The sequence below is a fragment of the Streptomyces sp. YIM S03343 genome (assembly GCF_054729195.1).
In genome coordinates this window covers 6634372-6647201 of the sequence record NZ_JBPUKX010000001.1, presented here as the reverse complement: position 1 = coordinate 6647201, position 12830 = coordinate 6634372, and the positions used below count along the sequence as shown (strand labels likewise).

Annotated in this window: 11 protein-coding genes; 6 read left to right on the top strand and 5 right to left on the bottom strand. The window is 70.3% G+C overall.

Annotation, left to right across the window (positions count from 1 at the left end):
- The first annotated feature begins 199 nt into the window (after positions 1-199).
- A complete protein-coding gene (locus ACSYGN_RS29380) occupies positions 200-616 on the top strand; it encodes an aggregation-promoting factor C-terminal-like domain-containing protein (RefSeq protein ID WP_460400852.1) in 417 nt (138 codons plus the stop codon).
- A 292-nt stretch (positions 617-908) separates the two neighbouring features.
- On the opposite strand, the gene ACSYGN_RS29375 is transcribed toward ACSYGN_RS29380, so the two are convergent.
- A complete protein-coding gene (locus tag ACSYGN_RS29375; protein WP_460400850.1) occupies positions 909-2144 on the bottom strand; it encodes a cytochrome P450 in 1236 nt (411 codons plus the stop codon).
- Between the two features lie 327 nt (positions 2145-2471).
- Between ACSYGN_RS29375 and ACSYGN_RS29370 the strand changes: the two genes are divergently transcribed.
- On the top strand, positions 2472-3770 hold the full coding sequence (locus ACSYGN_RS29370) for a DUF6236 family protein (protein ID WP_460400848.1): 1299 nt from the start codon (positions 2472-2474) through the stop codon (positions 3768-3770).
- Positions 3771-4108: 338 nt separating this feature from the next.
- The gene (locus tag ACSYGN_RS29365) at positions 4109-5278 is read left to right on the top strand and encodes a steroid 3-ketoacyl-CoA thiolase (protein WP_460400846.1); all 1170 of its coding nucleotides are present in this window, start codon (positions 4109-4111) and stop codon (positions 5276-5278) included.
- On the opposite strand, the gene ACSYGN_RS29360 is transcribed toward ACSYGN_RS29365, so the two are convergent.
- Entirely contained in the window at positions 5262-5483 is a 222-nt protein-coding gene (locus ACSYGN_RS29360) for a DUF397 domain-containing protein (RefSeq protein ID WP_460400844.1), read from the bottom strand. The genes ACSYGN_RS29365 and ACSYGN_RS29360 overlap by 17 nt on opposite strands.
- A 369-nt stretch (positions 5484-5852) precedes the next feature.
- On the opposite strand from ACSYGN_RS29360, the gene ACSYGN_RS29355 reads away from it, so the two are divergent.
- Positions 5853-6848: an ATP-binding cassette domain-containing protein gene (locus tag ACSYGN_RS29355; protein WP_460400842.1), complete on the top strand. Its 996-nt coding sequence runs from the start codon at positions 5853-5855 to the stop codon at positions 6846-6848.
- Positions 6845-7630, top strand: coding sequence for an ABC transporter permease (locus tag ACSYGN_RS29350; RefSeq protein WP_460400840.1), 786 nt, complete (start codon positions 6845-6847; stop codon positions 7628-7630). Before ACSYGN_RS29355 ends, ACSYGN_RS29350 begins: the two co-directional genes overlap by 4 nt.
- Before the next feature lie 116 nt (positions 7631-7746).
- Here the strand turns inward: ACSYGN_RS29350 and ACSYGN_RS29345 are convergent, their stop codons facing one another.
- Together ACSYGN_RS29345 and ACSYGN_RS29340 are read right to left on the bottom strand one after the other, a co-directional pair.
- Entirely contained in the window at positions 7747-8490 is a 744-nt protein-coding gene (locus tag ACSYGN_RS29345; RefSeq protein WP_460400838.1) for a TetR/AcrR family transcriptional regulator, read from the bottom strand.
- A gap of 85 nt (positions 8491-8575) precedes the next feature.
- Entirely contained in the window at positions 8576-9868 is a 1293-nt protein-coding gene (locus tag ACSYGN_RS29340; protein WP_460400836.1) for a multidrug effflux MFS transporter, read from the bottom strand.
- A gap of 77 nt (positions 9869-9945) precedes the next feature.
- Here ACSYGN_RS29340 and ACSYGN_RS29335 point away from each other — a divergent pair, with 77 nt between their 5' ends.
- A complete protein-coding gene (locus ACSYGN_RS29335) occupies positions 9946-10437 on the top strand; it encodes a MarR family winged helix-turn-helix transcriptional regulator (RefSeq protein ID WP_460400834.1) in 492 nt (163 codons plus the stop codon).
- A gap of 69 nt (positions 10438-10506) precedes the next feature.
- On the opposite strand, the gene ACSYGN_RS29330 is transcribed toward ACSYGN_RS29335, so the two are convergent.
- Positions 10507-12573 carry a bifunctional glycosyltransferase 87/phosphatase PAP2 family protein gene (locus ACSYGN_RS29330; RefSeq protein WP_460400832.1) on the bottom strand — a complete coding sequence of 689 codons (2067 nt, stop codon included), beginning with the start codon at positions 12571-12573 and terminating at the stop codon, positions 10507-10509.
- Between the last annotated feature and the right edge of the window lie 257 nt (positions 12574-12830).

Sequence of the window (12830 nt, the reverse complement as noted above, 5' to 3'; positions counted from 1 at the left end):
AACCACGCGCTAAACCCCTATTCGACCACAACTAGTACAAGGGGTATTTGCGGGCAGGTTTCGGGCCTGCTTGTCTGAATCTCGTCGCAAGGCACCGCCGAACCCCACTGGGGGTCACGGCGCCGACATAGGCCCTCAGCCGTGCACCCCGCACATCGGCCCGTGTGTGACCCCATGACTCCGACCCAGAAGGTTCACCGTGTCCATCTCCGCTCTCCGCCGCATCGCTTCCCCCAAGAAGGCTCTGACCACCGCCGCCGTCGCCGCCGCCGCGACCGGCATGGTGCTGAGCGCCGCCCCGGCCCACGCCTCCTCCGTGGACTCGGCCGCCCAGGCGAAGGCGATCGCGCACAGGATGATCCCGAACGCGGCGCAGTTCAACGCGTTCAGCCACATCGTGCAGCATGAGAGCGGTTGGAACGTGGGCGCCGTGAACTCCTCCTCCGGTGCGTACGGCCTCGTCCAGGCCCTGCCGGGCTCGAAGATGGCCTCGGCCGGCGCCAACTGGAAGTCCAGCGCCGCCACGCAGATCAAGTGGGGCCTGAACTACATGAACTCCCGCTACGGCAGCCCGGTCGGCGCCTGGAACTTCTGGCAGACCCACCACTGGTACTGAGCCGACCCCACCGCGCGGGACCCCCGCGCCACCGAGGCTACGCGTGTAGACCATCGGTGACCAGCACCGACGCCAGCACAGGCGGCGGCCCCCGGAGGTCCGGGGGCCGCCGCCGTTCTGCGTGTCCGGGGGACCCTGGCAGACGCCGCGGAGAGCCTGGCAGATGCCCCGGCCGCAGGGGGACGGGCCGACGGCGCCGGGATGCCGTCGGCCCGAGCACAGAACCGGGCGACGCGGGGGGCGTTGGTGCCGCGCGGGCGGTCGACACGGGGAGCGCCGGCGCCGCAGGCTGTCAACCCGCCTCGACCCGGAGCTCCTTGATCCCGTTGATCCAGGAGGACCGCAGCCGCCGCGGATCCTCGACGAGCCGCAGCCCGGGCATCGCGTCGGCGACGGCGTTGAAGATGAGGTCGATCTCCAGAACGGCGAGCGACTTCCCGAGGCAGTAGTGCGGTCCGCCACCGCCGAACCCGAGATGCGGGTTGGGATCACGGGTGATGTCGAACACGTCCGGGTTCTCGAAGACCTCCGGATCATGATTGGCGGAGGCGTAGAACAGCCCCACCCGGTCCCCCTTCTTGATCCGCTGCCCGCCGAGTTCGGTGTCCTGGGTGGCGGTGCGCTGGAAGGCGTTGACGGGGGCGGCCCAGCGGACGATCTCCTCGGCGGCGGTCGACGGGCGCTCGCGCCGGTAGAGGTCCCACTGGTCGGGGTGGGTGAGGAAGGCGTACATGCCGTGGGTGGTGGCGTTGCGGGTGGTCTCGTTGCCTGCGACGGACAGCATCAGCACGAAGAAGCCGAACTCGTCGGAGTTGAGATTGCCCTCGCCCTCGGCGGCGACGAGCGCGGAGACGATGTCCTTGGCCGGGCACTGCTTGCGGTCGGCGGCCATGTTCATCGCGTAGGCGATGAGTTCGACCGCCGACTCGGAGGCGGTCTCCTCGGTGACGGCGTACTCGGGGTCGTCGTAGGCGATCATCTTGTTGGACCAGTCGAAGATCTTGGCCCGGTCGTCCTGGGGGACGCCGATGAGCTCGGCGATGGCCTGGAGAGGCAGTTCGCAGGCGACCTCGGTCACGAAGTCGAACGCGCCGCTGCGGCTGCGGGCGCCCGCGACGATGGCGGTGGCCCGGTTGCGCAGCCGCTCCTCCAGCGCGCGGATGGCCCGGGGGGTGAACCCGCGCTGCACGATCTGCCGTACCCGGGTGTGCTCGGGCGGGTCCATGTTCAGCATGATGAACCGCTGGGCGTCGATGGCGTCGCGTTGCATGTGCTCGCCGAAGCGGATGATCGCGGTGTTGACCCAGGAGGAGAAGATCTCCGGGTGCGTGGACACATATTTGACGTCGGCGTGCCGGGTCACGGCCCAGTAGCCGTCGTCGGCGAACCCGGCGACACCGTGCGCCTGCGGGATCCAGCGGACCGGCTCCGCCCGGCGCAGCTCCGCGAACTCGGGCAGGGGCACACGGTGGTGCAGCAGATCGGGGTCGGTGAAGTCGAACCCGTCGGGCAGCGCTGGGCAGTGCATGAGCGACTCCCACCATTCTGACGGTCCATCAGATACTACGGTGAGGTGACGGTAGTAACGGGTTCTACAAGTCGCAAGACATACGGGGAAGCCAATCGCTGAGGCCGTTCGCGCAGTTGGAGATCGCCTCCGGCTCCGATCCGGCGCAGCGGGTTGCCGCATGACGGAGTCAGACGGACCGCTCACCCAGTAACCTCCCGACTACACAGGGTTGAAGGCCTTCACGGGGGATGGAGCGGGGGACGGAGACGTGATCGAACAACGGGGGGAGCCATGGCGGTTGCCGCACGGTTGAGCCGGTTCGCTGACTGGGCCACGCTTCAGTCGATGTGCCAGAGCGGCAGTCTGCGGGACCAGCAGCCCTTCTTCGCCGGTACGGACGTGGGTGTCCGCATGGACCAGGTGCGTACGGCGATCAATGACATCCGCGTCCACTGGGACCGGTACCCGGAATTCATGACGGACCTCCGGGAGCACCTGGGCCGCCGGGATCCTGTGAGCGGTGACGACCACAAGCACGACCACGAGGACGAGGACGAGGAGGAGGACCGGCGGAGGATCACCGCGCTGTTCTCCAGCAGGAAGGACTGGGCGGACCGGCACCACGCCGGTGGCCTCCCGCCCGGCAGCGGCGACGACCGCGACGACTACAGTGCGATCCGCCTCTACACCTCGCAGCCGGGCTACCGGCGGATCTTCGGCTCGATCAACGCGGCGTTCCGGGACGCGAGCCTGACCAACGACACGAAGGCGCTGCGCAGCGCCGCCTTTCTGGTCGAACTCGGCCGCTTCGATCTGTCGGCGGAGACGAACGACCAGCGATGGGTGGTGATGGACGAACGGCTGGTCGCCCTGTACACCAGCGTGCTGGCCGAGGACGTCGGGGCGGCCAACCGGCTTCAGCTCACCACCGATCAGCCGCACGCCTACGCGGTCACCAACGGCTGGTCGGCTAACCGCATGGCCCAGGCCCTGCTGGACAACCCGGCTGCCGAGCCCTCGGAGGCCACCGGGAGCGCGGCACCCGGACCCGGTGGAGCCGGTGGACCCGGTGGAGCCGAGTCCGACGTCGGCCGACGGCTGGCGCTCCTCGCGCTGAATCTCGTCGTACCGGCGGACCTGGGCCGCGTTCCCGTGCGGAAGATCGTGGAGCTGCGCCGCCGTCACGGTCAGGATTTCCTGAGTTTCGGGCTCGCGGTGGACCAGGCCGCGGCCAGGCTCTCGGAGATCGCCGGGATCAGCGATCAGGAACTGCTCCAGCAGTATCTGCGGGACGAGGTGGAGAGCCGCTTCGCGGCCCCCCTCCAGGATCTGCGCGGGCGGCTCAAGGACCTGCAACTGGACGCGGCGACCATGGCCGTCAACGTCAAGACGGAGATCCCGGCCACCATGGCCCTGGCGGGCGGCGCGTGGCTCGCCGGACAGCCCGTGGTCGCGGGCACGACCGCGGTGGCACTGGGCCTCTTGACGGTCCGCCAGAACACGCGCCGGCAACGGGACGCCCTTCTCCGGTCGGCCGGCCCGGCAAGCTTCCTGCTGCACGCCGAGGGGAAGCTCGGAGAACGGAATCTCCTGTCACGGGCGCTCGACCACATGGGCCGCATCGCCGGGATGCAGACCGCGTGACGCGGACGCCACGGGTAGCCCGTCGGGCGCGGGGTCGCATCAGACGCGGGTGAGTGCTGGGCAGCGGTCAGGCAGCCGAAGACGGCGGCGCAAGCCGACGAGGCGCACCGACTCCCAGGCCTACGATACCGAGCCTGCCCGCCTTCTGTGGGACCACTCGTTGGAACTCCTCCTGATCACCGGCCCGATGACCGCACCCCACGCCTGCACGACCCTTGCGGTTCTATACGCCGAGTCAGCAGACTGCCACACAGAACTAGAACGCGTACTAGTTCTGCGTGGCGGGTGGCCGGGACGCCCGCGCCGCGCGGGTAACCGAGGAGAGGACGGCATCCCCCATGGCCGCGGAACCCGTGATCGTCGAAGCCGTACGCACCCCCATCGGCAAGCGCGGCGGCGCGCTCGCCAACCTGCACCCCGCCTACCTCCTGGGCGAGACCTACCGAGAACTCCTGGGCCGCACCGGCATCCCCGCCGACTGTGTCGAGCAGATCGTCGGCGGCACGGTGACCCACGCCGGTGAGCAGTCCATGAACCCCGCCCGCACCGCCTGGCTCGCCATGGGCCTGCCCTACGAGACCGCCGCGACGACCGTCGACTGCCAGTGCGGCTCCTCGCAGCAGGCCTCGCACATGGTCGCCAACATGATCACGGCGGGCGTCATCGACGTCGGCATCTCGTGCGGCGTGGAGGCGATGTCGCGTGTGCCGCTCGGGTCGGGTTCCAAGCACGGGCCGGGGAAGCCGTTCCCCGACGAGTGGAACGTCGACCTGCCGGACCAGTTCCACGCTGCCGAGCGCATCGCGCAGCACCGGGGCCTCACGCGCGAGAACGTCGACGCCCTGGGCCTGCTCTCGCAGGAGCGCGCCGCGGTCGCATGGTCGGAGGAACGCTTCAAGAGGGAGACCTTCGCCGTCCAAGTACCCACCACGGAGGACGAGCAGCAGGCGGGCCAGGGCATGTGGCGCCTGTTCGACCGCGACGAGGGTCTGCGCGACACGTCGATGGAGGCGCTGGCGAGGCTGAAGTCCGTCATGCCGGCCGCGATCCACACGGCGGGCAACTCGTCGCAGATCAGCGACGGTTCGGCGGCCCTGATGTGGGCCTCGAAGCGGATGGCGCGTGCGCTGAAGCTCCGCCCGAGGGCCCGGATCGTCGCGCAGGCCCTGGTCGGCGCCGACCCGCACTTCCACCTCGACGGCCCGATCGACGCGACCAAGGCGGTGCTCGGCAAGGCGGGCATGTCCCTGAAGGACATCGACCTCGTCGAGATCAACGAGGCGTTCGCCTCAGTGGTGTTGAGCTGGGCCCAGGTCTTCGAGCAGGACCTCACGAAGGTCAACGTCAACGGCGGCGCGATCGCGCTCGGGCACCCGGTCGGATCGACGGGTGCCCGGCTCATCACGACGGCACTTCACGAACTGGAGCGCACGGACAAGGAGTTCGCCCTGATCACGATGTGCGCGGGGGGCGGACTGGCCACCGGGACGATCATCCAGCGGCTGTAGCAGCCGCCCAGGTGACGAAGCCCGAGAACGCGGCGGGGCCGAGGGAGAGGTGCGGCCCCGCCGGGTTCTTGGAGTCCCGGACGGCTACGGTGGCGCAGGGGGCGGCGGCCACCTCTACGCATTCACCACCCTGGTCACTGCTGTAGGGAAAGCGCGGCGGCTTGGAGGTGATCGTAACGGAGTTGTTGGGCTCGTCCCTTCCCATGCGAGTTGACTCTGCCGTCACCGCATGCAGTGTCTGACCCGTCGTCGAGGCACGGATCTGAGCGCGGAGGCATCCAGCACTCCGGGGGGCTGCGGCGCCCGGGGGTGACGGCATGCGACGGGCGATCCCGGTCGCCAGTTGCCGCACGAAGCCGGGGCGGCAGCCTGAGAAGAGCCAGGCTGCCGCCCGCCCTGCGCATACGCGCACCGCGCGGGACCGCGGCCGTCCCTCCATGGGCGGTTGGCGTCGGCAGCGTCGACCGGCGTAGAGAGCCGCACGGTTCGCTGAACCAGTTGCGTACAGCGTACCCACTTACGTATCGTAATACTGCGTACAAGGTACTCACTTTATTGGCGAAGTGGAGGAGACGTGGACTCACCCATCGTGTCGGCCCAGGGCCTGCGAAAACGCTTCGGTGACTTCGAAGCGCTGGCCGGCTTGGATCTGGCCGTGCCGCCCGGCACCGTCTATGGGCTGCTCGGGCCGAACGGCGCGGGCAAGAGCACCGCCGTCCGGATTCTCAGCACGCTGACCCGCCCTACGGCCGGGCGGGCCACCGTCGCCGGCTTCGACGTGAGAGAACACCCCGGCAAGGTCCGCGAAGCCATCGGGCTGGCCGGGCAACACGCGGCCATGGACGAGAAGCTGACGGGCCGCGAGAACCTGCGGGTCTTCGGCAAGCTGGCCCGGCTGGGCCGATCCGGCGCCCGGCGGCGCGCTGACGAGCTGCTTGAGCGGTTCGAACTCACAGAGGCCGCCGACCGGCTTGTCAGCACCTACTCCGGCGGCATGCGCCGACGCATCGACCTGATCGCCAGCTTGCTGCGCGCGCCGTCCGTCCTCTTCCTGGACGAGCCCACCACCGGACTCGACCCGCGCAGCCGACTGGAGATCTGGGCCATCGTGCGCGAGCTGGTCGCGGCCGGCACGACCGTGCTGCTCACCACCCAATACCTCGAGGAGGCCGACCAACTCGCCTCGGCCGTGGCCGTGATCGACCGCGGGCAGGTGATCGCGGAGGGCACCCCGGCACAGCTCAAGGCCCGGATCGGCAGTCACATCGATGTCGCGGTGGGCAGCGAGGACGACCTCGCGGAGGCCATGGCCGTCCTCCAGCGGATGACCGGAGGACAGCCGCAGGCCGAAGACCTGCGCATCGTCACGGGCGTGCACGGCAAGGCACCGTCGGTGCCGCAGATCGTGCGCGAACTCGACGCGGCGGGGGTGGCCATTCAGGACGTCGGAGTGCGCAGGCCCAGCCTCGACGACGTCTTCCTCACTCTCACCGGCCGCCCCCCAGAGGAGCCCGCGGGGCGGAACGACGAACAGCCCGAGCAGCGCGAGAAGCAGGAGGCGGCAGCGTGATCGTCCTGGCGGACAGTCTCACCCTGGTCGAGCGCAAGCTCCTCCAACTGCGGCATCAGCCCGGCACCCTCGTCGCGATGCTGGTGATGCCCGCGGTCATGGTCGTCCTCTTCGGCTATGTCTTCGGCAGCGCCATCCAGGTGCCGGGTGGCGGCAACTACCGCGAGTACCTCATGCCCGGCCTGTTCGTGATGACCGGCGTGTTCGCGCTGTCCTCGGCGATGGTGGACGTCGCCGCCGACCAGAGCCGCGGGGTGACCGACCGGCTGCGCTCGATGCCCACCTCCCGTATGGCGGTGCCTGTCGGCCAGACGGGCGCGGACGCCGTCACGGGACTGTTCGGGCTGGTCGTCCTGATGGCCTGCGGGCTGGCCATCGGCTGGCGCGCGCACGACGGCCTCGGCCGCGCCGTGGCCGCGGTCGGTGTTCTGCTCCTCTTCCGCTACACCATGTCCTGGGTCGGTACGTACCTGGGGCTGTTGCTGCCGTCGGAGCAGACGGCCGACGCGCTGTCGCCCCTCACTCTGCCCCTCAGCATGCTGTCCAACGCGTTCGTGCCCACGGACGGCATGCCGGCCTGGCTGCGGGCGATCTGCGAGTGGAACCCGATCAGCGCCGCGGTCGCCGCGTGCCGGAAGCTGTTCGGCAACCCCGGGGTGCATGCCGCGGACGGCTCCTGGCCGCTCACCCACCCGCTGACCGCGACCCTGCTGTGGGCCACGGTGCTCCTGGTGGTCTTCGTCCCGCTTTCGGTACGGCGCTTCGCCCGCGCCGGACTGTGAACCCGCGCCTCGGAGCGGTTCATCAACGCGGCCGTCCGCCGAGGGTGGACAGCCCCGGGGCCGGTGCGTCACTCCCGTCGTTCGCGCGCAGCGCGGGCGCGGTGCGGCGTCCGTTCTCAGGAACGCTGCGGCGGCTCGTTCCCCGGGGGGCCTGACAGGGCGGGGAAACGGGCCTCGACGCCGTCCAGCAAGATGGCGAGGCCGACCTCGAACTGCTCGTCGTGGCCGCCGTGCCGCGCTTCGTGGACCAACCGCTCCAGGTATGGAAAGCGGCCGGTGGCCAGCAGTTCGGTCACGTACGGCCCCATCCGCGCCTGCCAGGCTGTGCGATCCTCCCCGGAGCGCAAGGCCGCTTCCCGCTCCGCCGTCTCGGCCTGGCTGGCACCCGTGACCCAGCGTCGGATCAGGTTCACAACATGGACCATGTCGTCGATGCTCAGTCCGCGGCCGTCGACGAGGGCGAGGTCGCGCTCGTTGGCACGGAGCAGGTTGGGACCCACGACCGGCCTGCCGGCCATGGCGTGCGCAAGCCAGGGGTGCCGGAGCAACGTCTCCCGGTACCGGCCGGCGAACGTGGCCAGATCCGCACGGACGTCCCCGGTCGGCTCCTGCGCCTCAAAGCCGAGAGCCTGGTCGATCACCACGGCGTACAGGTCTTCTTTGTTCGGCAGATACCGGTAGAGCGTCATCGCGCCGGTGCCCAGTTCCTCGGCGATGCGCCGCATCGTCACCGCCTCGATGCCCTCGCTGTCCGCCAGCGCGATCGCCACCTCGGCGATGCGCTCGCGGCTGTACGTCGGAGCCGGTCCGCGCGCCCCTCTTTCCGGCCGTGACCAGATGATCGGATTCGGATCGCTCATGCGCCGATGGTAATCGCGTACAGCGTCCTCGATTACATCCCGATACATCCAGAACCTGCCGCCGGCAACGGCATCGTCGCCGTCGTCAAGGGCGGTTCGGCACCCGGTGGTTCGGCTCGCCCTGTCGTTCCCACGGGCGGGCCAGGGTGATGAGGGCCAGGAAGGCGCCGAGCGCCGCCGTCAGCATGATCAAGGCCATCGGGAGGGAGCTGCGCTCTCCGAACAGGCCCACCAGTGGGGACGCCAGCGCGCCGAAGAGGAATTGCAGGCCGCCCAGCAACGCCGACGCCGCGCCGGGGGCGGTGCGGCCCAGGGTCTGGCTCAGGGTGACCGCCGCCGGGAACACCATGCCGACGCCCGACATGGCCACGAACAGCGTGGCCCATGTGCCCGCCAGGGTCTCGCCCGCCGTCAGGACCAGCAGCACCTGCGCCAGCGCCCCTGTCAGGACGGCGCCCACGCCTGTCGCCAGCAGCGCGTTCAGCGTGACGCGTCCCGCCAGCCTCGCGAAGACCGCGCCCGCGAACAGTGAGCCGAGCGCGTTCGTCGCGAAGATGAGGGAGTACACCGTCGAAGAGACTCCGTGCAGCGTCTCAAAAACAAAGCTGGAGCCGCTGATGTACGAGAACATCGCCGCCGCCGCGAAGGACATGACCAGGACGTAGCCCATGAAGGCGCGGCGGCCCAGCAGGCCGGCCATCGCCCGGAACGTGGCCGTCACGCCACCCGTGTGGCGGCGCTCCGGCGGCAGGGATTCCGGGACCGCCTTCAGCACGGCCAGGAGCAGCAGGACGCCCAGCGCGGTCAGGAGTGCGAACACCGCTCGCCAGGTGGAGACCGACAGGACGGCTCCGCCCAGTATCGGCGCGGCGATCGGGGCCACGCTCATGATCTGGGAGAGCAGGGCGAAGCGGCTGGGGAGATCGGGGCCGTGGAAGAGGTCGGTCAGGACCGCTCGGGCCAGGACCATGCCCGCCGCGCCCGCCATGCCCTGGAGGAAGCGCGCGCCGGTGAGGAGCGGGGCGTTGGGGGCGAGCGCGCAGAGGAGGGAGAAGAACGCGAAGCCGGTCACGCCGCCCAGCAGCAGCTTCCGGCGGCCCAGGCCGTCACTGATCGGGCCTATGAGCAGCTGGCCCGCGACCAGTCCGGCCAGGAAGCCCGTCATGGTGAGCTGGACGGCGGAGCTGCTCGCGCCCAGAGTGTCACCCATCGCGGGGAAGCCTGGGACGTACATGTCGGTCGCCAGCGGCGCCACTGCCGTGAGGGCGGCCAGGACGGCCACCAGAGCCGTCGCTGCGCCCGCGCCGGGCGTGGCCGGTGGCGGAGTGGCTGAGGGGGTCCGCCGGTCGGTGGTCTCGGGGCTCGACGGGGATATCATGCGAGGAACCATAAACCAATGATTCACTGGTTAACAAATTGCTCCGTAGTGCCAGACCGAGTGAGAAGGCGGTCCCCATGTCCTCCTCCGCCCATGCCCACAGCCAGTGGGCCGCGGACCGTCCCGATCTCGACACTTCCCCCATGGAGCTGGTGTGGCTCCTCAAGCGGGCCACCGGGCTGCTCGGCAAAGCCGTCGAGCCCCTCTACGAAGGTGCCCCGCTCACCGCGCCGGAATTGGACATGCTGGTCCCGCTCCGCTACGCGACCGATCCCGTGATCGCGAGCGGGCTCGCAGACCGCATGGGACTGTCGCGGGCCGGGGTCAGTAAGACCCTTGCCAAGCTGGAGCGGCGCGGCTTCCTCTCCCGCTGTCCCAACCCCGCCGACCGGCGAGCCGCGCTCATCACGATCACCCCGGCCGGTGCCGAGGCCGTGGACGGCGTCTTCCCGCGCCAGCTCGCCACCGAAGTCGAGCTGTTCGCCGGCCTCGGGGACGACCGTGAGTGGGTGCTGCGGGCACTCGCCCGGCTGGTGTCGGCCATGGAGAGCGCCGTTCGGCAGGACTGATCGGCTGCCGCCGTCCGGCAGGGCTGACCGGCTGCCGGCTCCCTGACGGACAGACCTCCTGCCGCCCTCCTAACCGGTCGCGGCTGCCGTGTCCTTCGTCTTCGCCCGTTCTCTGCCCTGGCCCTCATCGGCGGCCGGGGTCGCCGGTGTCAGGGAGCGGGCCCTCGGGCCCTGGAACACGTACGACAGGCCGAACCCGGCAGTGACCACGACCGCGCCGCCCACCGCGTCCAGCACCCAGTGGTTGCCGGTGGCCACGATCGCCGACACGGTGAACAGGGGGTGCAGAAAGCCCAGGGGCTTCATCCACCACTTGGGCGCGACGATCGCGATGACCAGACCGCACCACAGCGCCCAGCCGAAGTGCAGCGAGGGCATCGCCGCGTACTGGTTGGTGAGCGCGGTGAGCGTTCCGTAGTCCGGCTTGGAGAAGTCCTGGACGCCGTGCACCGTGTCGATCATGCCGAGCGACGGCATCAGACGGGGCGGGGCGAGCGGGTAGAGCCAGAAGCCGACCAGCGCGAGCAGGGTGGCGAAGCCGAGGGAGGCGCGGGCCCAGCGGTAGTCGACCGGGCGGCGCACGTAGAGGACGCCGAGGATGGTCAGCGGGATCCCGAAGTGGAACGACTCGTAGTAGAAGTCGAAGAAGTCCCGCAGCCAGCCGACCTGGACGACCGTGTGGTTGACCCAGTGCTCGATGTCGATGTGCAGGAACCGCTCCAGGTCGAGAACCTGGTGGCCGTGCGCCTCGGCACGCTCCCGCCCGGCCGAGTTGGAACCGCCGGTCGCTGCGAGCCGTACTTTCTGGTACGCGGCGTAGGTCACGCGGATGAGGAGCAGTTCGAGCAGGAGGTTCGGGCGGGTGAGGACCCGGCGCAGGAACGGCAGCAGCGGGATGCGGTGGAAGCGCGTCGGGACCGGGGCGGCGTGTTCCGTCGGGACCGGCATGTCGTAGTACGGCGAGCTGCGCGGCAGGAACGGCACCACGGTCGCGGCGGCCACGGCGGCCAGCAGGGCGATGTTGTCGCGCAGCGGGTACAGGGCCGGCATGTTCGGCAGCATCATCTTGGCCGGGAGGGTCACCACGAGGATGACGGCGACCGGCCAGACGTAGCGGTCCGAGGCGCGCTTGCCGACCCGGCCGACCACCGCGAGCAGCACCCACAGAAGCTGGTGCTGCCAGGACGTCGGCGACACGACGATCGCGGCGCAGCCGGTGACGGCGACGGCGAGCAGCAGCTGGCCGTCGTGGGCGTAGCGCACGGCCCTGCGGACGCCGAGGGCGGCGACGGCGGCGCCGAGGGCCAGGAAGAGGGCGATCTCCAGCGGACCGGTCAGGCCTAGGCGCAGCAGGGCGCCGTGCAGGGACTGGTTGCCGAGACCGTCGGCCCGGCCGCCGAGTCCGACCCCCGCCATGTGGTGGACCCAGTAGGTGTACGAGTCGTGCGGCATCGTGAGCCACGCGAGCACCGTGGTCGCGGCGAACGTGGCCCCGGTGCTGAGGGCGGCGCGGCGGCGGCCGGTGAACCACAGCAGCGGCGCGAACAGCAGCACGGTCGGCTGGAGGGCTGCGGCGAGGCCGATCAGGACGCCTCCGGCGCGCTCGCTGCGTACGGCGAAGCAGCCCAGCAGGACGAGCAGCACCGGGATGATGCTGGTCTGGCCGAGCCACAGCGTGTTGCGCACGGGCAGGGACAGCATCAGCAGGCTGATCGCGACGGGCGTGGCGAACTGCGCGGTGCGGCGGCTGACCGGCGCCGGCAGGGCGCGGGCGGCGACCATGCCGAGCGCGACGACGAGCAGGAGTGTGCCGAACGTCCAGCCCCAGCCGAGGGCCTGTTCGGCCGCCCGGGTGAGCGGCTTGAGGACCAGGCCGCCGAAGGGGGTGCCGGTGAACTTCGTCGAGTCGTACAGCGAGCCCTTCACATGCAGGACGCCGTTCGGCCCGACCCAGGTCTCCAGCGCCGTCAGACGCTCGCCGCGGGGTGTGCCGAGGACGACGGTGACCTGCCGTACGGCGAGGACCGCGACCAGCAGCCACAGGCCGAGCCGGGCCGCGCGCACTCGCGGTGCGGCTCCGGCCGACGTCGCCCCGAAGGCTTCCGCCTGTCGCCCGCTGTGTTCCAGATTCGCCACGCCTCGTCGGCCTCCCGCCCCGTCGCTCCCACGCCGTCCCACGGGTTTTCCTGCACCCCGGCGTGAATGTAACTCTGCAAACCCTATGAGGGTCTCCCGCCCCCCGAAAGAGACGCAGGCTACCGCCCCTTCACCTGACCGCCGTTCTCCTTTTGTCCGGACGACGTCGGTGCGGGGCAGGTTCGGCCATCGCGCGGGACGAGACGGGGATCACAGGGAGGGCGGACAGCTGGTCACAGGGCCGGTTGCAGGGCCGG